The organism is Candidatus Acididesulfobacter guangdongensis (assembly GCA_004195045.1).
GTDB lineage: Bacteria > SZUA-79 > SZUA-79 > Acidulodesulfobacterales > Acidulodesulfobacteraceae > Acididesulfobacter > Acididesulfobacter guangdongensis.
In genome coordinates, this window is sequence record SGBC01000002.1 from 375,624 (window position 1) to 396,677 (window position 21,054).

Here is a 21,054-nt window from a genome sequence, read left to right on the forward strand (position 1 = left end):
TAAATAAGTTAAATAAATTAATCAATCACTTAACCCAACTTCACCGCTTTTATTATTCTAAAATCATAACCCTTCAATATTATTACATTCTATTTTTTATTTTATAGTTCCTGTAAGCATTTCTATTGCCTTATAAATATAGTAATATCAGTATTAATATATTGCCGATAATTATGGTGAAACTTGGTTAAATAAATCAAATTTTATTTTTTTATCATTTATTATATTTTTTATGATACAATAAAAGTGTGTGAATTAAAAAAAAGTTAAAAAATTAAAGACTTATCAACTAGTACAAACACACGATATATAGCATATCATATGTACTATGGTGCACAATATTATCATACTGTTTGCGGTGTATTAATTAAAAGTACTTAAAAAAGTATTTAAAAAATATACCATTGATATAATTAGGTTACATAATAATACTTTAAGATACTTAAGATACTATTGAGGAGCTGAATAATATGGATGAGAACGTAGTTCTTTGTGCAGTTTGCGCATGGCGGGGGATGTGTTCAAAAAAATATAGCGTTTCAGGCATTGAAATATTTAACTGTCCTGATTTTGTCAGGGATGTAAGCCTTAGCGTTTCTGGATTAGATGAATTGTTGTCTTTAGTTTTTGAAAAGAACGGTTTTAGGGTAAATTAAAAATGAAGAAAGGAAAAATTTCAGTCTTATTTGTAATTTTAGTTTTAATGTTTATAGTATTTGCTATTGGTGTTTATGCCGGTAAAAAGCTGACTATCTCTTCTCCAAAAGAAGGAGTTATAAATGAATCGTCAATTAAAAATTCATTAAATTCCAAAAATAAATCTAACTTATTATTATCTAACGGTAAAAAACAGCCGGTTTCGTCTAATTCATTAAATTTTCAACCGCTGGCAAAAACAAACAGAAAAAGTAAAACAAATATTATAAAAAAGAAAAACCAGAGTACAGCATCTCTTAAAAAATCCAAATCTGCTAAACCTGTTGTTAAGACAAAGATAATTTATGTTAAAAAACCTGTTTATGTTTATAAGTATATTAAAATTAAGCCAAAAACTTCCGTTGCGCCTGAATCTGTTTCGCCTTTTACGTCCAATGTTTATTATACTATTCAGGTTGCGGCTCTATCCAATTATAAAACTGCAAAGAATTTAGCTGACAAACTGAATGCAATGGGGTTTTTTGCTTATATACTTCCTATAAATATATCGGGTAAAAACGGAAAAGCAGTATATCAGCAAGTCAGGGTGGGTAAATTTTCTAATGAAAACGATGCGTTAAGCGTTGAAAAGTTGATATCAAGCAAATTCAAAATAAAACCTTACATAATAAAAATAGATTAAATCTATATTTAAAATGAATAATGAAATAATAAACGGTTCTTCTCACGAAAAACACAACTTAAATGATGAAGAAACTAAAATATCTGAAAGATTATTTAAAAAATTCGATGAATATTTTATTAGTCGAAAAAATAAAAATGAAAATACAGGATTATATTTTTCAGCCAATCAGAACTTTGACAATTTTACATTATTATTAAATAATTCTAATTCGGATATTAAAAATTTAATAAAACCGCTTGGTGCTTATTTTAGTTTTGATAAAGCAGCCGCATGCAGTATCGGCGATATTTATGAATCTTTTTTAAAACAGGAACAGGTAGTTATAGAATGCATCCCTGATATCATTATAGAATTATCGTATATGTCCGACAAAAATTTATTTTCAGCCAGGAAGAAAATATATGAAGAATTAGGTATTTTTGAGTATTGGGAAATTAATACCGAGAAAAAAGATATTATAGTGTATAGGCTGAATGATGATAAATTGAAATTTAATTCTACGTACTATCCCGGGGATAAAGTAAAAACACCGATTCTTAAAGGATTTGGCTTATCTATACACGATGTTTTTAACTCGAGAATACCGCTGTGATAAATAATATTAATAAATATTTATTAATAAATAGATGCTGATATTGCCGATGTAGCGCAATAAATAAGAATGATCAGTTTCATATATTTAATCTATCTGCATACTGCTGCTGTCAATTTATTAAAAATCGGCAGGTATATTCGTTCGTTAGCCATTCTTGCGAGCTAATTCCGCGGGTTATAGGTTAATTTATTAAAAATCGGCAAGAATATTAAAACATCTATTAGGCGGAAACGGTTCGCTTATCAGTATCAGTATAAATAAAAATTGTTCAATCTGTAAATGAATGTTCCGATTATATTAAGTCTTTTAATAGTCCAGTAATGCGGAAAAGAATTATACCGCGCCGCATTCAAAATTGCGTTGACCGCTGCTTTGTCTAACATTTTCTGACCGGAAGACCTTAAGACTTTTACATTATAAATTGTTCCGTTTTGATTGATACTGAATTCTATTATTAAAACTCCCTGAATGCCTTGCCTTTCCGCTTTAGTTGGATATTCCCATACATTTTCTATTTTTTCTTTGACATGCAGTAAATAAGAAGCATATTTTATAGTGGTTGTATTTAAATTAACGGTCGCTGATTTTATGCCGCTTGAAGGATTATTATATGAACTGTTTTGATTATTATTAGTGCTTTGAGGAGTTGTTGAATTAAAGAAATCTTTATTCATAGGAAAAATTTTATTCATGCTCAGCCTATTATTTGGTTTTGCTGCAGGTTTGTTATTGGAAAAAATAGGTGCGTTTGAAAAGTGTCTATGGCTTATATATCTGTGCTGTTTATAAGATTTATTAAGATGATGGGATAAATTGGCTGTTGATATATGTTTCGGCTGATAGGCATAATGTTCCGCCGGCACAGGCATTCCCGAGGATGCGGGAGCGTTTAATCTTGTGTTTTTTAAGGCGTTGTGCGCTATGGTAGTTGCCAACTTAGGTTTTGGAGCATTTTTTAAATAATTTTTTATAAAATTATACGGCTGAACTATTATAGGCTTAGTATAAAGATGTTTTTTCTTTTTCTTTGCCTGAGATAAATTAAGAATATATAAAATAGCCAGCGTATGTATTAAAATAGAAATAATTAAAGCATATGTTAAAACCTTGTTATTTTTCATTGTTATTGCATATTATTATATTTATTTTTTTTAATTTTTATATATTTTTTTATATTTAAATTGATTGTTTTATAACTAAGTATTATAACATTTTTATTTGACATTATAAATTTCAAAATTTAAATGATGCCGGACTTACACATTATTATATATCATCCGGTACTATTTTATACTATTGCATTGATATTATTAATTTTAGTTGATAAATAGACGACATAGAAAAGAAAAATTATTTTTATTCAAATAATGCAGGTGTTTTTAAAGTTATTGGCATTATTAACGAACTTTCGAGATTTTGATTGATTAAATTTTATAGCTATAATATAATAGCTGATATTTTAACCACTTTAAGGAGGCGTCAAAATTAAAATTGACGGACAAATTTATGGCTGAAAGCATCAATCGCGGCAATTTAAAAAAAATTTATGAAGGAAAAGCTAAAATATTATATGAATTCAGCGGAGAAGAAGATAAAAAAGATTTGCTGCTGACATATTTTAAAGATGATGCAACGGCATTTAACGGGCAGAAAAAAGGAACTATTATAAAAAAAGGTGAATACAATAATGCTATATCCGCATCGCTTTTTAAATTTTTGAAAAATAAGGGAATAAATAATCATTTTATCGAAAAGATATCGGAAAGAGAGATGCTTACATATCATCTAAAGATGCTGCCGATAGAATTTATTGTGAGGAATATCGCTGCGGGAAGTCTTGCAAAAAAGATGGGGGTTGAAGAAGGTGTAAAATTTTTATCTCCTGTTATTGAAATGTGTTTTAAAAGCGATGAACTCGGAGACCCCATGATAAATAAATCTTATTTAAAAGCTTTTGATTTATGCGATCCGGCAGACGCGTCGAAAGCTGAAAAGATAGCTTTAGAAATAAATGAAATTTTAAGTAAATTTTTTGATGATAACAATATTATAGTAGTTGATTTTAAGTTAGAATTCGGATTATACAAAAATGAGGTCATGCTTGCAGATGAAATTACACCTGATACTATGAGACTTTGGGATAAACAGACAATGGAAAAAGTTGACAAAGACCGTTTCAGGAGAGATTTGGGAAAGGTTGAAGAAGCATATCAGAGAATTGTCGGTATAACTTCTCAGTGTTAGTTTGCAGAAATAACATAATAGTTCAAATCCGCGCGTAGCATAATCTTAAAATAGTTGCAAATTGATGTTGGCTTTGGTTTTGATAAGCGCTTGAGTTATTGCGGTAGATTTGTTTATTTCTCTGATTTTTAATGATAAAATTAAAGGCATTGGAAAAAAGGTGTCGGATTAATTTTTTTTGCAAATATTTTCTTTGTTAATTGAACTATTTAATATGCAAAAAAATAAAATCTGACACCTTTTTCTTTGACACTTTTTTCTTAATATGCAAAAAAATAAAATCTGACACCTTTTTCCAATATTTTGCTTAATGCAGAAATATTTTCTATTGCAGGACTAAGGTATTCATTCAGCATTTATTTATTAGTATTTAACTAAATGCTATTAGCAGTTATTAATTGCTATTTATTACTTGCCGGTTATTTAGTTATTAATTGAGAGCTTCATAAACCTTGCCGACAAGACCTTCTCCAGGTTTCAATGTTTTATCCCCCTGATTCCATTTTGCAGGGCAGACTTCATTCGGATGTTCAGCAACATAAATATTAGCTTTAACCTTTCTTAATAATTCATCGGAATTTCTGCCGACATTGAAAAAGTTAACTTCCGATGCGACTAACTTTCCTTCCGGGTTTATAATAAATGTTCCTCTGAAAGCCAGACCTGAATTTTCATCATAAACGCCGAAAATTTTAGAAACCTTGCCTGTCGGATCTGCGCCCATTAAGAATTTAACGTTTTCTAACAATTTTTCGTCTCTCTGCCATGCCATATGCACAAAGTGCGTATCCGTGCTTATGGATATAATTTGGGCGCCTAACTTTTCAAGTTCATCTTGTTTTGTAGCGAAATCTGCAAGTTCGGTAGGACAAACAAAAGTATAGTCCGCAGGATAAAATACTAAAATAGTCCATTTTTTATCTTTTTTTGCGTCTTCAAGGCTGAATGTTCCAAAGCCGCCTGTTTTAGGATTAAAAGTATTAATTGTTCCAAACGACGGCACTTCATTTCCGATAAAAGCTTTTTCTGATTCCATAAATAGTCTCCTTAAATAAATTAAAATTAACTGCTGCTATAAAATTAAAATTGTTATTATTCTAAGAATAAAAATCGTCGTTATAAAAATTAGATTGCCATTATTAAATCAAAATTATAAATACAATATAAAACCTGATTTTATTATTATTTGTTATTATTAATTACGTTTAATTACATCTTAATCCTATTCAATGATTTAAAGAAGATAAAAAAATAATTTATATTAATCAATAATCAATATTAATTAATATAAATTATTTTCATAAGTTTGTCAAGAAAAATATTTCTTAATTAAAAATAATAATTGAAATTATGTTTCACATATATTAATATAGCACATAAATATATAAATATAAGCTAACATAAAAAAAGTTTTTTAACTTTAGTATTTTTGGTGAATTTTTAAACGGCTAAAACTATTAATTTAATAATTTATAATTTGACTCTTTATTTTATTCTAAATCCTAAGTGAATTTTTAAATGATTGAGGCGATATGCGCATTTCAATAATAGGCACAGGCTATGTAGGTCTTGTCACCGGCGTCTGCCTTTCGGATTCCGGCAATACCGTTTATTGCATAGATAACGACGAAGATAAAATAAATTCTTTAAATAAAGGTATTATCCCTATATATGAGCCAGGACTCAAAGAACTCTGCGATAAAAACGCTAAACTTAAAAGGCTGCAGTTTGGTTCCGATTTATCGAAAGCCGTTAAAAACTCGGAAGTCATATTTATAGCCGTCGGCACACCTCCGAGAGAAAACGGCGAAGCAGACCTTTCAAACGTCTTTAAGGTAGCGGAAAGCGTAGCTCTGTCCATGGATTCATACAAAGTAATTATAGTTAAAAGCACAGTTCCGGTAGGCACATGCGATTCAGTAGAAAAAAGAATAAAAGAATTAACGGGAATTCCTTTCGATGTCGTGTCTAATCCGGAGTTTTTAAAAGAAGGGGCGGCAATAGATGACTTTCAGAGACCGGACAGGATTATAGCCGGTTTAAATAATCATAAAGAAAACACCAAAGCAAAAGAGCTCATTTCCGAAATATACGAACCCTTCGTGAGAACGGGCGCTCCAATATATTTTATGGACAGACTGTCTTCTGAATTAACAAAATACGCCTCAAACGCCATGCTTGCTTTAAGAATATCCTATATGAACGAACTTGCCAATCTCTGCAATATAACGGGAGCGGACATAGACAGCATAAGAATCGGAATAGGCTCAGACAAAAGAATAGGCAAATCTTTTCTTTTCCCAGGAATAGGCTACGGCGGCAGCTGTTTTCCGAAAGACGTAAAGGCTCTTTATCACAGCGCTAAACAGCACAGATACGATTTTAAAATATTAAAAGCCGTGGACGAGGTTAACAATATCCAGAAAGAAATAATCGTCAATATGCTTTTAAAACATTTTAAATCTGATATTAAAAACAAAACATTTACACTGTGGGGTCTTGCTTTTAAACCGAAAACAGACGATATAAGAGAAGCGCCCGCCCTTACCATAATATCTAAACTTCTGTCGTACGGAGCATCCGTCAAAGCTTTTGACCCTATTGCCATGGAAAATACAAAAAACGTATTTCCGCAGATAGACTATTTTGACGATATGTATAATGCCTTAAAAGATTCCGACGGACTTATATTAGCCACCGAATGGAACGATTTCAGAATGCCTGATTTTGACAAAATAAAGTCGCTTCTAAAAACCCCCGCCGTGTTCGACGGAAGAAATATTTACGATAAAGATAAGATGAAAGAATACGGTTTTGATTATTATTCTGTCGGAAGATAGCTTAGTAAATCATTTAAGGATTGCGGCAGAATGAGCCGAAAAGAATTATTTGCGCAGCTATAATTATTCGGTATAGCTATTATATAATTTTTATTATTACAGTTGTTATATTACAGTTGTTATAGATATAGTTGCTATAAAAGTTTACAAGATTAATTATAATTATCGTTTGTTTTATAGGAGGCAGATAATTAAGATGACTAACGTTATTTTATGCGGCGGAAGCGGAACCAGATTATGGCCTATTTCAAGGGAATTATTTCCGAAGCAGTTTTATAAATTTAAAGACAAGCTATCTTTATTTCAGCAGACAATCCTTAGAAATAAAGAGTTATGCGATGATTTTACGATAGTTACGAACCATGAACAGTATTTTTTAGCCCTTGACCAGCTGGAAGAAATAGGAATCAAAAATTTTAGATTTATTATTGAACCTGCCCCGAGAAATACCGCTGCGGCAATCGCTCTTGCGTGCTTTGATGCAAAAAGTCGTAAAAACCCGGAAGAATTTGTGTTTATAACGCCCTCCGACCATGTGATTGTTAACGATATTCATTATAGAAATGTAGTAAAAGCGGCAAAAGATTTAGCTAAAGATGATAGTTTGATATTATTCGGCATAAAACCTCTTCATGCCGAAACAGGTTACGGATACATAGAAGCTGATTTTGCCTATTTCAATAAAAAAAGTTTATGTGAAACAGAAATGCACTCTTACAGCGTAAAGTCTTTTAAAGAAAAACCAGATAAAGATACAGCCGCTGTTTATTTATCAAAACCGAACTATTTTTGGAATAGCGGTATGTTCTTATTCAATCCTGAAGTCTTGCTCAGTGAACTTAAAGCATATTGTCCTTCTTTGTACGAATCAGCCGAAAATGCTTATAATAATGCAAAAAACAATGCGTTTTCCGTCAGAATTAAACTTGAAGATATGCTCAATATTGAGGAGACCTCTATTGATTACGCTTTATTAGAAAAAACCTTAGCCACTAAGGTAATACCGTCAGATATTAAATGGTCAGATATGGGAAGCTTTGATTCTTTATATAACGAATCGGAAAAAGATTCCGACGAAAATGCTTTACTGAATTTCGCGGATTTGCCAGATTCTTTTATTAATGTAAATTCCAAAAAAAATCTGATTTTGTTTTCAGGACGAACAATAGCTGCCGTAGATATTGAAGACTTAATAATAGTGGATACCGACGATGCGCTGCTTATTTCTAAAAGAGGCTCATCGCAGAATGTAAAAAAAGTGGTTGAAAAATTAAAAGAAATGAATTCAGAACTGCATTTTCAGCATTTAACCGTTCATAGACCATGGGGTTCATACACCGTTCTGCTTGATTCTGCCGCGTATAAAATTAAAAAAATACTCGTTAAACCTAAAGCAAAATTATCCCTGCAGAAACATTACCACAGGTCGGAACACTGGATAGTAACCAGCGGCACGGCGCTTGTTACGGTTGATGATAAAAAAATATTGCTTAAATCTAATGAATCAACCTATATTCCGATAGGTTCGCTGCACAGGTTGGAAAATCCCGGGCTTATTCCTTTAATCCTTATTGAGGCGCAGGTTGGAGAATATTTAAAGGAGGACGATATAGTCAGGATAGAAGATTCTTATAATAGAATAGATTAAATCAAATCATTCATTGCATTATTAAATCATCATATTGTTATCTTATTGATTTATATATTAGATTGGTCAATTATTATAAAATATTATTAAATATTGTCTATTAAATAATTATACTAATAGATTATAATATTTATCTATTATATTATTAAATATATTATTCTATTTATATTATTCTATTTATATTATTCTATTTATATTATTCTATTTATATTATTAGATCATTAATGTATAGCAAACTTTTCAATTAAGACGCTCAGAAGGAGTTTTGCTTCATTATCATTGTTTTTTGCTTTTTGTAAGATTTCGTTAAGGTCGTTTTTAAGCGAAATATTGCTGATGCCGGCTATAAGTTCTTCGGCTTTCGGAATATCTACCGAAAAACTGTCTTCATTCATTTTTTCGTCATTAAGCTGCTGAAATATTTTTATAAGCGGATTTTTATCCATAACTTCATTGTTTTTTTCTATTAATTTTATTAAAGATGAAGACATATGCGACGCAATATCTTCAATATCCCGCTCTTTTAATCTTCCCAAGGCTTTTCTGACTTCTACCGTAGCATGTTCGGCGATGTTAATTTTACTGATGTCTCTTCCTTCTCCTTCCATGCTTATGAAAAAATTTATATAAGTCAGATCCAGCGCGAAGACCCTGAAAAAATAATTGGTTTCTTCCTGATGTTTATAAAAATAGTAGGTTAAACCAAAATAAGTAGGGGAAATAAGAAATTCATTCAATGTATTCTGAAGCGGCGTCAGATTTAAATTTTTAATAATTTTTATTTCATTTATATAGTTGGCTCTGATAATTGTAAAAATAGATATAAGATTATTAAGCAAACCGTTAATTGCAATCAGGTCTGTTTTTACAGTTTCTGAAGCTTTGTGCTCGCTGGATTGGACTCTTAAACCGATAAAAATTGCAATGACCGCAGCTAATACCGCAAGTGAAGACGTTAAAGACGCGCTTACTTCTCCGCGCGCTTCCCACAGACTGGTATGTGTATAATGCGCAAATAAAAGAAACAGAGAAAGAATTACTGCAAACAAACTTATACCTACTACAACTATGCCTAACTGCCAAGCATCTATCTTTTTCAAGAAATTGATTTTGTTCATTTTATATTTTTATAGTTATATATGTACTATATGTATTATATGCATTATACGTTAAATAATATAATTTTTTATTATTCTAAAAATATTATTTATACTATTCTATAGATATAGAAGCCGAACCGTCTTTATCTTTAGAGTCTTTAGAGCCTTTCAGCAAAAATATAACAGGTATCGATACGGCAAAACATACCGCCATAAAAATAAATGCAAGATTAAAAGCTATCATGGTAGATTGTTTTGTTACCAATCCGTTAATAAGGGCTAAGACTTTTTGAGTAGGCGGATAAAATATATGCGAGTGTGTTATTGCGGCAGCCCTCCTCAACGACATCATAGTCTGGGTGTTATCTCCGACATTTTGCGCTAAAACGGAATGAGCCATTTGGGTATTATTATCAATCATGGTTGCTAAAATTGCTATACCTATGGAGCCTGCTACTTGTCTTATGAGATTAAACAGACCTGCTCCGTCTATTTTGTATTTGTTTTCTAATGTTATCAGAGAAGAAGCTATGAGAGGCACTATAATCAAACCGAAGCCGATGCCCTGCGTGAACTGCGGCCAAAAAATATTCCAGAATCCCATATTTAAACTCATCGAACCAATTTGAATGGATGATATAATAGATAAAATAAACCCTGCAAGCACCATAATTTTAGGACCTAATTTATTAAACAATCTGCCGGCGAGCGGCATGCTTATGACCATAGCAAGACCCCTTGACATTATTGCTATTCCGGCGTCATATGCAGAATATCCCATTACTTTTTGCAGGAACATCGGTAAAAGAAATAAGCTTCCGAATATGCCGAGGCTGAATACCATGGATAGAAAAGAATTCGCCGATAAATTTATATTCTTTAAAACTTTTATGTTTACGGCAGGTTTATCTATGATAAGTTCCGTAATTACAAAAAGTATAGAAGCTGCTACCGAAACTATCGTCATATTGACTATATAGCCTGATGCAAACCAGTCTTTGTATTGTCCGTCAGTCAATACAATCTGAAGCGCTCCAAGTCCGACGGTCAAAAAAATTATTCCGAGCCAGTCAACTTTGTCTTTTACTCTTTTTATAAACGGGGGGTCTTCTATTATAAGATATATAAGTATGATATTTAATAAACCTATAGGAATATTTACGAAAAAAACCCATGCCCATGAATAATTGGTGACTATCCAGCCTCCGAGATAAGGTCCTATTGCAGGACCCAGCACAATAGCTAAACTGAATATAGCCATTGCTTTACCCTGTTCTTTTTTTGAAAAATTTTCAGCAAGATAAGTTTGAGATAAAGGAATCAGAGCGCCTCCTCCGACGCCCTGCAGCAGACGGAATATTATTATGGAACTTAAATCCCAAGATAATCCGCATAATGCAGAACTGATAGTAAATAACATGACGGATGCAATATAATAATTTTTTCTGCCGAAACGTGAACTCAGAAAACTGACAAGCGGCATTAATATTACGCCTGAAAGCATATATCCGGTTACTACCCACGTTACCTGTTCGATAGATGCGTCCATTGCCCCCTGAATGTAAGGAAGAGCCACGTTTACAACGCTCATATCCATACTGTAGAGCGTTGTGCTTGGAATGACGGCTAATACTATGAGCCACTTATTTTTTATATTCATTTTTTATATTTATCTTAACGTATTGTCCTTCTATGATGTATTATTTTTTAACTATTAAAACATACGGCTCGACCGATAACCCCGGATATAAAGGAGTAGAAGTATAAAACACTTTAGTCAGGTCTATTTTTACGGGAACTCTCTGAACGACCTTGATATAATTGCCGGTTGCATTTTCCGGGGGTAAAAGACTGAAAACAGAGCCTGTTCCGGATTGAAAGCTTGAAACAACCCCGTGAAAAGTTTGATTCGGATAGGCATCTACTTTTATAATAACCGGCGCTCCTATTTTTATATTATTGATATCGGATTCTTTAAAATTTGCAACAACCCATATTTTATGAAGATTTACAACATTTAAATAGGGAATACCCGGCATTACGTAACTTCCTACATTGACGTTTTTTTTAGCTATATAACCGCTGCATGGGGCATAAACTACAGTTCTTTTTAAGTTAATTTCTGCAATTTTATACGAAGCCATGGCGGTTTTAGACATAAACGTTTTTGATTTTTCAGCAGATTCAGATTCCGATATACTTGATGCAATCTGATTTATATTAGCTTTATCAGCATTTACTTTTGCTTTTATCATTTTATACTTAGTCAGCATTTCATCGTATAAAAGTTTTGAAGTCGCATTTCCTTTAAGCAGATTATAATATCTTATATAATTTTCACGGTCTAACTTTTCTAAAGCTTCATCGGCAATAAGCTGGTACTTTGCTTTATCTAACAGATTATTCTGCACTAAAATAGATATAGATATCTGATTTATCTGATTTTTATTTGCTTTGAAAGCTGCTCCGGCTTTATTTACAGCCTGAATATAGTCAGACTGGTCAATTTTAAAAAGTGGCTGCCCTTTTGTTACGTATTGATTTTGTCTAACGTAAACCTGAACCACTTTTCCTTTCACCTGCGGGGCAATCGGGACAATTGCGCTGCTGCCGTCAATAAAAGCATCGCTTGTGGTAACATGGCTAAACATAAATTTTATATTAGGCAGTTCTATGATTGTTAATATTGCTAAAACAATCAGAGAAACTATTAATATATACTTTTTCTTAACTTTACTTTTCTTATTTTTATTTTTGCTTTCATTAATCTTGTTTTCTTCAGTCTTGTTCTCCTCTGCGGAACCGTTATTATTAAGTGCAGATTCTTTGGCAGCGTCATTATTTTTAATATCCATAAGTATTTCTCCCGATAGATCTTTCAAGTTTTGCTAAAAATATATCATATCCGTATAATGAATTATAATAATTTAATTTTGCGCGTTTAAGATAGGTTTCCGCATCTAAAACCTCCGTTGATGTAACAACCTGCTGTTTATATTGCAGGTTAGTTATTTTAAGATTTTCTTTGGCCTGTTTTACGGCTAAGTTTGCCGCTTTAATATTATTATAAGCGGCGTTAAGTTCTAAAAGATTGCTTTTAATCTGAAGCCTGACGTTATTTATGTAAGATTTAAGATTATACTTCAAAGCTAATTTGTCATGCCGTTGTTTTTGATAATTATCTGATGTTTTAAACCAGTTAAACAGGGTCCATGTTGCGCTTAATCCAATGATTTTGTTTGCCTGATTAGAAAATTCATTGCTTGAGGCAAGCCAGTTCTGACCGGATTGGGAATAAGCCGCAAAAGCAGAGATTTGAGGATAATACCTGCTATCGGCAATTTTTTCTTTAAGATTTAATTGTTTAATTCTGAATTTAAATACTTTTAAACCCGGTCTGTTTCGTAAAGCGTAATCAGTTAAATTGTTTAATTTTTTATATGAAAATCGGTATGTCTCTGCCCCGTTAGACTTCACATATTTAACGTTTTTGAATTTTTTAATGCCGTTGAGATTTTCGTTCAAAATAGTATTAAAATTTGATATCGCAATATTTAAGGAAGCTTTTGAATTAACTCTGTATTGTAGCGCATTTGCAAGCGCGACTTGTGATTTTAGCAGGTCATTGTAAGGAATAATTCCCTGTTTATAAAATTCCCGAGCCTGCATTTCATGCGATTTTAATGACCTCACCTGTTCCTGCGCTACCTTAAGCTGTTTCTGAAATCTCAAAACATTGAAATACGCAATCTTTACGGATTCTATAATATTTAATACCGCTTCTTTTTTGTAGACTCTGGCAATATTAATGCCCAGAGCTGCCAGCTGTCTTTTGTCCAATAGCGCAAAGCCGGTAAAAACAGGCTGTGTTATTTCCGCATTCCAGTTAAAGTTTGCAACAGAATTCATATAGATTCTCGGAGGAAAAAACATGTATCCGTTTTTTACTCCTGATGAATCGAAAACCGGTATCGGCATATGCGGGGTTGCGAGATAAGGCTGATATTCCATGCGCGAAGCATTATAATGGAATGTTAATTTTGGCAGCATATCCGCAGTCATACTGTTTAAATTTGCTTCGGCAGCTTTGATCCGTTCGACGGCGCTCTTTATCAGATCGCTGTTTTTAAGAGCGGCTTTGATAGCCATTCTTAGCGTAAAAAGCTTGTTCGTTTTTAAATTTTTTATATTGCGGAGTTTTATACGTTTTATATGTTTAATATATATATGTTCTATATTTTTTTCATGTTTTAGCCTATGTCTTTGTGTGCCTTGTACGCTTTGATTTTTTATACTGTCCGCACAAACTGGAATTACACGGATTATATTAATAAATAAAATTGACGGAAGCAAAAATGTAAAAAATATTTTTAACGCAGGCATTTTCATTTTTTTATTGCCGACCTCATTTTAAACACTACGCCATTTAAAAAAATTAAAATTAAAATTAAAATAGATTAAAAAATATAGATATAAATAAAATAAATTAAATACAGACAAATTAAATATAAAAAATAAATATGGAACAAATTATAAAGACATAAATTAAATACAGACAAATTAAATATAAAAATAAATATAAAAAAATATTTATTAAACATCCAATAATTTATATTTTATATTATAATTTTTAAATGTCAATATTAAATTTTTTTTATATATAAAAAATTATATATTTATATATTTATATATTATTTTATTGCTGTTCTTTTATTTTTTTAAATCAATATGATTTTTGATCCTTAATCCTGCAATAGAAAATATTTATGCATTTCTTTGCTCAGTTAAGCGAAATATAAGTAAAAAGTAAGAGTAAAAGGTGTCTGACACCTTTTCCGAGTAGATAACTTTCTATTGCAGGATTAAGGCTGATATTTCAGTTTGCGGTAAATATAATTTTATTATATAATCGCTTATAACGTATGATATTGATAATAAAAATTTAATAGTAATAATTTAATTTAATGTAATTTAATTTAGGCTGACTTTATTTTCCTTTACGCTAAATAAAATACAAATACAAAACAAAGAAAAAATGGATAGCATGGATAGCAATGAAATTAGAACCGGCAATGGCGATAAAAATGAAATTGGAATAAAAGAGCAAAATACCGCTGAAAGCAATATTGCCGAAAACAATATTGTCAATAATAATACCGCTGAAAATACCGTTAAAATTAAAATAGATACCGATGCGGCAGCTGATGCCGCATATAATAATTATAACTATTATACAACAGCCGATGAAAGCAATATTTCAAAAGTTTCATTAATAAAAGATTTTAATATTATTATAAAAGCCGTTAATGCCGCAAAACAGGGCATAACTATTGCAGACATAAGTCTGCCTGACCAGCCTTTGATTTTTGTCAACCCCGCTTTTCTTTGTCTTACAGGCTATCCGTTAAATGAAATAATAGGGAGAAACTGCAGATTTCTTCAGGGCAAAGATACCGACCATGATGCCGTAGATAAAATTCGGAAAGCTATTAAAGCAGGAAATGAAATAACTGTAACGCTGCTCAATTATAAAAAAGACGGAACGCCGTTCTGGAATGAACTGCGCTTATCTCCGGTTAAGGATGAAAATGGAGAAGTAACGCATTATATAGGCTTGCAATTAGATGTGAGCAAAGAATTAGAAATGCGAAGGCAGCTTGAAGTAGCCGCCGTTAGCGACGCTTTAACAGAACTGCCTAACCGCAAAGCACTTGAGGAGCATTTGACTCAAGCCGTCGAGAGAGCGAATCGGAGCGGATTAGCGCTTGGCGTCGGTTTCATAGATATTGACGATTTTAAGCTTATTAACGATACTTACGGACATCAAGCTGGGGATAACTTTCTTAAAACCATCGCCAAAAGAATAACTCTCAGCATACGCAAGGTAGATTATGCAGCCCGTATCGGCGGCGATGAATTTATAGTGATTTTTGAAAATATTAATAAAGATAATATTGATGAACTCAAACCTCTGCTCGACAGGCTTCACGACGCTATTTCCGAGCCCATTGTTTTGTCTGACGGTATTATTGTAAAAGAAGAAGCCAGCATGGGTTTGGTTGTATGTTTCGACGGAAACTGCAATGATACCGCCGAAATAATGCGTAAAGCCGATTATGCGCTATATGCCGCAAAATCAGCCAAAGCTAACAGAAAGACATGGTGGGTGCTTGCCGATGAAGCAATTCCTGCGGTAGATATTGCTAAAGAATATATTGATACACCATATGGTGAAGAAGTTGCGCGTCTGTTAATTCCGGCTAAAAATAAATTGTTGGATATAAAAGATGAATTTATAGAACTATTTTACGATTCTCTGGCAATTTCAGACGGACCTAAAGAAGTGCTTTCCGAACTGACTAATGAAGAATTTGACCGCCTTAAATTAGAGCAGGGCAATCATTTTGAGAAAATGATAGACCCTTATCTGAACATGGAAGAGCACAAAAAAATAGCGGATGCAGCCGGTATTATACATGTGGGCAGCGGTATAGAAATAGACTGGTTGATAAAGTCATACGACCTTTATTTAAATATTCTGCAGCATAATCTAATGGGTTCTATAAGAATGAGGCCTGCCCTTTCTATAATTTCAAGAAGGCTCACTTTAGATGCGCGCTGGCAGATAGAAGTATATAAAGAGCTCGAAAAAGAAAGAAATGCGGCATTTAAAAAAATAGACGACTTAGTCTGGAAAGCGATAAATTACGGCGAACTTATAGAAGGTGCCGTCAATATACTTAGCGGCTTAAAAGAGATTTGCGGAGTAGTTATAGGAAGGACAGACGTTCAAGGAATATTCAGGGCTGAAGCTATAAACGGCATACCTATTGAAACTTATTTTACCGAATTGGATAACGGTATCGGCAGACCTGTTATGCGCGACTCAGGGCGTCCCGAAGGTCAGGGAAAAATTGGAGAAGCTTACCGTACAGGCGAAATTCAAATTGTTGTAAATTATATAAAGGATAAAAGCGTATTATTATGGAAGGATTTATACAAATCTCTCAATGCAAAGTCCGCCGCTATGGTACCGTTAAAATTAGACGAAGAAGTATTTGCCGTACTTGTAATATTTGTTCCTTTTGTTGGAGGATTCGGCAGTCCGGCGCATAAAGAATTCTTAAATTATCTGCACCACATAATTTCCCTCGGGCTTGAAAAATTAAAAACATCTGTTGATTTACCGGAGATGCAGAGTGTATCTCAACGCGGTATTCACCGCAAGCTTTTACACGGCGGCGGATTAGCAATGTACTATCAGCCTGTTATTAACCTGAAAACAGGAGAGTTTGTCAAGGTAGAGGCTCTTGCGCGCTTAAAGAACGGAGATACCGTTTTATCTCCGGGTCAGTTTCTGCCGTCTTTCAAGGCAGAATGTCTTTATGAGCTTTATAAAAAAGGATTGGAGCTGATGTTTGAAGATTACAGGCTTATGCTTAAAGAAAACATAAATGTAGACGTAAGTATTAACCTTCCGTCTTATGGTCTTATAGACAAAAGATATGCAGAAATTACAAAAAAAATTATTGACGGCGCTAAAATTTTCGATACCGGCAGCTATACGGAAGACAGCTTTATACAAGACATTGATATAAAAAGCAACAAAAAAATCAACAATAAATCAACAGTCGCTTCAGGCAATATAAGAGATAAAAAACGCTCCGGCAAGTTATGGATTGAGCTTCTTGAAAGCGACGTTCTCGAGCTTAACGATATTGAAAAAAAATTTAAACCTTGGATAGATATGGGGGTTCATTTTGCCGAAGACGACCTCGGCTCCGGATACAGTTCGCTTCTGCGTCTGAGACAGCTGCCGTTTGAACTTGTAAAAATAGACCAGGGTTTAGTGAGAGGCGCTCATCATGACCCGTTAACCGTTATAGAGCTTATAGCTCATCTTACCGATTTAGCTCAGGCATTAGATAGAGTGGTCGTTGTTGAAGGATTGGAATGCAGAGGATTAATAGAAGCGGCGACTATTCTAGGGGCGGATTTCGGACAGGGCTACGCTATTGCTAAGCCCATGCCCGTTGAAGATCTGGTTGCATGGGCGCATAATGCGGCTAAAGACGGCGCCGATTATTATATTTATTCAAATTTATCTGTTTTACCTTTATCTAGCTCAAGTTCAAATGCAGATTTAGGCGTAAATTCAGATATAAAAATTACTTTTCTGGGAGCGCTTGCAAATCTGCTCCGTTTTGAAAGGCGTTTAAAAGTCGTAGGTATTTCGTCTTTAGATAACCGCGCTATAATTTCATCAGAGCAATGCGGTCTTGAAGATTGTATCGATAAATCAAATCTGAAAGGCACCGACCTTGACGAAGCTCATAAGATACTGCACAATACGGCAGTTAAATATGATATTCACTCTGCCGAATATCGTTCGGCGCGTGAAAATTTTATAAAATTATTGAGAAAATATCTGCCGATAGATTTAAACGTATAAGCTGATTAATTATATATGTATTAATTTTGCCTGTTAATTATATACTCTGATTTATATACTATAGAGATAACTTTTGACAGCTTTGCGGATTAATGTCCTGTTATTAATTCTATATACTGGGTTATGTAATAACTTTATATATTATTCTTGCAAAGTTTTTTAATTTGACAATTAAAGTTGATTTTTGTAAAATTAATTATATAAAAATATTTTTATAGAGCAATGTAAATAATGGATAATTTTAAGACGCGCTTATAACTGAAAAAAACTTTGATGCTAAAAATATTTATATCCAAATATAATATTAATATAATAAAATAATGTAAATTTACAGTACATTATGATATATCTGGTAAACCATGATTGTCCTTACACCGCAAGAATATAAAATTATATTTTCCGTTGCCGTCTTTCTTTTGACGCTTTTTTTGATTATAAAGAAACCTTACAATATAGGAATAGGCTACAGCGCAATGATAGGCGCCGTATTAGCTTTTGCATTCGGGATTATTAAATATGCCGATATTTTTAAAGTAGTTGATATTGTATGGGACGCGACCTTTACCTTTGTATCTGTAATTATAATTTCATTGATATTAGATGAAGTCGGTTTTTTTGAATGGGCAGCTTTGCATGTTGCCATATTTGCAGGCGGAAGCGGCAGGAAAATGTTTATATACGTCATACTTCTCGGAGCTCTCGTCGCTGCTTTTTTTGCAAATGACGGAGCTGCTCTGATTATTACGCCTATTGTTTATGAAAAAATGAAAGCTCTGAAATTCCAGAGGAAAAATATGCTGCCGTTTATCATGGCAGGCGGGTTTATCGCCGATACTGCTTCGCTTCCGTTTAAGATTTCAAATCTTGTAAATATTGTTTCTACCGATTATTTTAATATAGGTTTTTTTACTTATTTTATAAATATGTTTGCTCCGGACATTTTTTCTATTATAATTTCAACCGGAGCTCTTTATCTATTTTTTAGAAAAGATATACCGGTCAGTTATGATGTAAAATCTTTAAAGATGCCGAAGGAAGCCATTAAAGATGTAAAACTTTTTAAATATTCCTTTTTTATTCTGCTTTTTCTTTTAGGCGGATATTTTGCAAGCGAATTTCTTAATCTTCCGGTTTCATTTTTTGCTATGGCTTTTGCGCTGCTCTTTGTATTTTTAGGACTGAAAAGTCCTGCCGTTAATTTAAAAAGGGTATTTAAAAATGCTCCATGGAGCATAGTAGTGTTTTCAATCGGCATGTACCTTGTAGTTTTTGGTCTGAAAAATGCTGGACTTACCTACATGCTTGGAAGGTTTATTAATTATTTTTCACATTACGGCGGTTTTGTTCTCACAATGTTTACGGGATATCTGGCGGCTTTTACTTCTTCTATAATGAATAATATGCCGACGGTTATGATAAATTCTCTTGCTATTCATTCGGCAAATTTAAAAAGCGCAATGCTCAGACCTGCGGTATACGCAAATGTAATTGGATGCGATTTAGGTCCTAAAATAACGCCCATAGGCTCTTTAGCGACGTTATTATGGCTTAATGTTTTAGAAAGAAAAGGCATTAAAATAAGCTGGGGCTATTATTTTAAAGTAGGAATAATTTTAACTGTTCCGGTCCTGTTTTTTACCTTGCTTGGATTGTATCTGAGATTATTTCTGCTGTGATGTAGCTTTCACGCTTGTTTGTTCGGTTTTTGTACGATTTTTGTTGACAATGTTTTTTATTAATTATATGATTTAATCAAATATATTATATTAAATAAATTAAAGTTTAATGTTTTCAGCGAAATAAATATAGTATAAATAACCGTTCTTTGAAAATTAAAGCTTAATTTCATTACATTTAATATTAACATTGATTTAATTTTAAATGAATATAATGAAAGCGGAGAAACCAAGTTATTTGGGGCTAGTATTTTTTGTGAATGTTTAAATATTTAAATAGTTAATTAATTAACTATTTAATCGATTAATCAACCAATTAATGTAATAATGCGGCATAGTGCGTTTTATTCTTTTTATATGTATGTACATATTGTGCTTGTTTCAATTATTATATTACTTACGTTTAGTTTAGATATTTCTAAAGAATAAGGGATTACTCTTTTTATTCCTCGCCCGTCAGCTAACTTCGTAAGCTATTAAAGAGTGCAATTCGATAATTATTTAATATGAGCGGCGTGTCATGTGGTTGTTTTATTAAAAAACGTTTGCTGCAATTAAATAATGCAATTTAGTTATATTGTTTAAGATTTATTGTTTATGCTGATGTTGTTTATGTTAATATAGCTATGTTATACAATACATTACGCCGGTAATCAATAGTATAATTGTATGATATTGTATTATATTAGCGTAAAGAATATATAAATAGCAAACATTCTTAATCCTGCAATAGAAATATTTATGTATTTCTTTGTTTGGATAGGCAGAATATAAACAATAAATAGTTTTATATCATTTTTTAATAAATACAAACAATAATAATAATTTTTTAGTCTTATCTTTAATAGCCGAAGGTTTTAACGCCTTCGGCTATTTTTTTGTTTAAAACAATTAAATATGAAAAAATTAAATAATATTTTAATATAATTAATAAATTAACCTTATAACTTAACTATACCGTTATGACTTACAACAATATAATAATAATACCGGAGGGAATAAATGATAGAAAATACTATTCTTTTAATAGTTTCAGTCGCAGTGCTGATATATCTGTTTTATGTGCTGATATATCCAGATAAATTTTAGTAAATGCATTTGCTGTTTACATATATTATATTTGCGCAGCGTTATCTATTGCAGATAAACAGGTAATT

General features: G+C 32.3%; 15 protein-coding genes. 9 read left to right on the plus strand and 6 right to left on the minus strand.

The genetic code is table 11. The features are described 5' to 3' along the window. Positions 1-470 precede the first annotated feature (470 nt). Genes EVJ46_05760 through EVJ46_05770 form a run of 3 tightly spaced genes read left to right on the plus strand, consistent with a single transcriptional unit; the run spans position 471 to position 1,934 of the window. On the plus strand, positions 471-656 hold the full coding sequence (locus EVJ46_05760; protein ID RZD16519.1) for a hypothetical protein: 186 nt from the start codon (positions 471-473) through the stop codon (positions 654-656). A 2-nt stretch (positions 657-658) separates the two neighbouring features. After that, positions 659-1,339 carry an SPOR domain-containing protein gene (locus tag EVJ46_05765; GenBank protein RZD16520.1) on the plus strand — a complete coding sequence of 227 codons (681 nt, stop codon included), beginning with the start codon at positions 659-661 and terminating at the stop codon, positions 1,337-1,339. A gap of 13 nt (positions 1,340-1,352) precedes the next feature. Beyond that, positions 1,353-1,934 (plus strand): hypothetical protein, encoded by a 582-nt coding sequence (locus EVJ46_05770; protein RZD16521.1) that lies wholly within the window; start codon positions 1,353-1,355, stop codon positions 1,932-1,934. A gap of 251 nt (positions 1,935-2,185) precedes the next feature. On the opposite strand, the gene EVJ46_05775 is transcribed toward EVJ46_05770, so the two are convergent. After that, positions 2,186-3,058 (minus strand): energy transducer TonB, encoded by an 873-nt coding sequence (locus EVJ46_05775; protein ID RZD16522.1) that lies wholly within the window; start codon positions 3,056-3,058, stop codon positions 2,186-2,188. 385 nt (positions 3,059-3,443) lie between these two features. On the opposite strand from EVJ46_05775, the gene EVJ46_05780 reads away from it, so the two are divergent. After that, positions 3,444-4,181 (plus strand): phosphoribosylaminoimidazolesuccinocarboxamide synthase, encoded by a 738-nt coding sequence (locus tag EVJ46_05780; GenBank protein ID RZD16523.1) that lies wholly within the window; start codon positions 3,444-3,446, stop codon positions 4,179-4,181. Between the two features lie 430 nt (positions 4,182-4,611). On the opposite strand, the gene EVJ46_05785 is transcribed toward EVJ46_05780, so the two are convergent. Continuing rightward, a complete protein-coding gene (locus EVJ46_05785) occupies positions 4,612-5,217 on the minus strand; it encodes a redoxin domain-containing protein (protein RZD16524.1) in 606 nt (201 codons plus the stop codon). Positions 5,218-5,713: 496 nt separating this feature from the next. Between EVJ46_05785 and EVJ46_05790 the strand changes: the two genes are divergently transcribed. Continuing rightward, positions 5,714-7,021 (plus strand): UDP-glucose/GDP-mannose dehydrogenase family protein, encoded by a 1,308-nt coding sequence (locus tag EVJ46_05790; GenBank protein ID RZD16525.1) that lies wholly within the window; start codon positions 5,714-5,716, stop codon positions 7,019-7,021. Between the two features lie 196 nt (positions 7,022-7,217). Beyond that, complete coding sequence (locus EVJ46_05795; GenBank protein ID RZD16526.1) at positions 7,218-8,669, plus strand: mannose-1-phosphate guanylyltransferase/mannose-6-phosphate isomerase; 1,452 nt, start codon at positions 7,218-7,220, stop codon at positions 8,667-8,669. 221 nt (positions 8,670-8,890) lie between these two features. On the opposite strand, the gene EVJ46_05800 is transcribed toward EVJ46_05795, so the two are convergent. From EVJ46_05800 to EVJ46_05815, 4 genes are all read right to left on the minus strand, one after another. Then, the gene (locus EVJ46_05800) at positions 8,891-9,787 is read right to left on the minus strand and encodes a hypothetical protein (GenBank protein ID RZD16527.1); all 897 of its coding nucleotides are present in this window, start codon (positions 9,785-9,787) and stop codon (positions 8,891-8,893) included. A 94-nt stretch (positions 9,788-9,881) separates the two neighbouring features. Further along, complete coding sequence (locus EVJ46_05805) at positions 9,882-11,429, minus strand: DHA2 family efflux MFS transporter permease subunit (GenBank protein ID RZD16528.1); 1,548 nt, start codon at positions 11,427-11,429, stop codon at positions 9,882-9,884. A gap of 40 nt (positions 11,430-11,469) precedes the next feature. After that, a complete protein-coding gene (locus EVJ46_05810) occupies positions 11,470-12,624 on the minus strand; it encodes an HlyD family secretion protein (protein RZD16529.1) in 1,155 nt (384 codons plus the stop codon). Next, the gene (locus EVJ46_05815) at positions 12,614-14,158 is read right to left on the minus strand and encodes a TolC family protein (GenBank protein RZD16530.1); all 1,545 of its coding nucleotides are present in this window, start codon (positions 14,156-14,158) and stop codon (positions 12,614-12,616) included. Before EVJ46_05815 ends, EVJ46_05810 begins: the two co-directional genes overlap by 11 nt. Before the next feature lie 646 nt (positions 14,159-14,804). Between EVJ46_05815 and EVJ46_05820 the strand changes: the two genes are divergently transcribed. The 3 genes from EVJ46_05820 (at position 14,805) to kdpF (ending at position 20,986) form a co-directional block, all read left to right on the plus strand. Further along, positions 14,805-18,221, plus strand: a complete 3,417-nt coding sequence (locus EVJ46_05820) for a diguanylate cyclase (GenBank protein RZD16531.1) — start codon at positions 14,805-14,807, stop codon at positions 18,219-18,221. 389 nt (positions 18,222-18,610) lie between these two features. Further along, positions 18,611-19,897, plus strand: coding sequence for an arsenic transporter (locus EVJ46_05825; protein ID RZD16652.1), 1,287 nt, complete (start codon positions 18,611-18,613; stop codon positions 19,895-19,897). Positions 19,898-20,899: 1,002 nt separating this feature from the next. After that, positions 20,900-20,986: a K(+)-transporting ATPase subunit F gene (gene kdpF, locus EVJ46_05830; protein RZD16653.1), complete on the plus strand. Its 87-nt coding sequence runs from the start codon at positions 20,900-20,902 to the stop codon at positions 20,984-20,986. The last annotated feature ends 68 nt before the right edge of the window (positions 20,987-21,054 follow it).

Excerpts from the sequence above, each read along its gene's own strand:
- EVJ46_05780 (RZD16523.1), top strand. The coding sequence starts at position 3,444 with ATGGCTGAAAGCATCAATCGCGGCAATTTAAAAAAAATTTATGAAGGA.
- EVJ46_05800 (RZD16527.1), bottom strand. The coding sequence starts at position 9,787 with ATGAACAAAATCAATTTCTTGAAAAAGATAGATGCTTGGCAGTTAGGC.
- EVJ46_05795 (RZD16526.1), top strand. The coding sequence starts at position 7,218 with ATGACTAACGTTATTTTATGCGGCGGAAGCGGAACCAGATTATGGCCT.
- EVJ46_05775 (RZD16522.1), bottom strand. The coding sequence starts at position 3,058 with ATGAAAAATAACAAGGTTTTAACATATGCTTTAATTATTTCTATTTTA.
- EVJ46_05815 (RZD16530.1), bottom strand. The coding sequence starts at position 14,158 with ATGAAAATGCCTGCGTTAAAAATATTTTTTACATTTTTGCTTCCGTCA.
- EVJ46_05765 (RZD16520.1), top strand. The coding sequence starts at position 659 with ATGAAGAAAGGAAAAATTTCAGTCTTATTTGTAATTTTAGTTTTAATG.
- kdpF (RZD16653.1), top strand. The coding sequence starts at position 20,900 with ATGATAGAAAATACTATTCTTTTAATAGTTTCAGTCGCAGTGCTGATA.
- EVJ46_05790 (RZD16525.1), top strand. The coding sequence starts at position 5,714 with ATGCGCATTTCAATAATAGGCACAGGCTATGTAGGTCTTGTCACCGGC.
- EVJ46_05820 (RZD16531.1), top strand. The coding sequence starts at position 14,805 with ATGGATAGCATGGATAGCAATGAAATTAGAACCGGCAATGGCGATAAA.
- EVJ46_05810 (RZD16529.1), bottom strand. The coding sequence starts at position 12,624 with ATGGATATTAAAAATAATGACGCTGCCAAAGAATCTGCACTTAATAAT.
- EVJ46_05770 (RZD16521.1), top strand. The coding sequence starts at position 1,353 with ATGAATAATGAAATAATAAACGGTTCTTCTCACGAAAAACACAACTTA.
- EVJ46_05760 (RZD16519.1), top strand. The coding sequence starts at position 471 with ATGGATGAGAACGTAGTTCTTTGTGCAGTTTGCGCATGGCGGGGGATG.
- EVJ46_05805 (RZD16528.1), bottom strand. The coding sequence starts at position 11,429 with ATGAATATAAAAAATAAGTGGCTCATAGTATTAGCCGTCATTCCAAGC.
- EVJ46_05785 (RZD16524.1), bottom strand. The coding sequence starts at position 5,217 with ATGGAATCAGAAAAAGCTTTTATCGGAAATGAAGTGCCGTCGTTTGGA.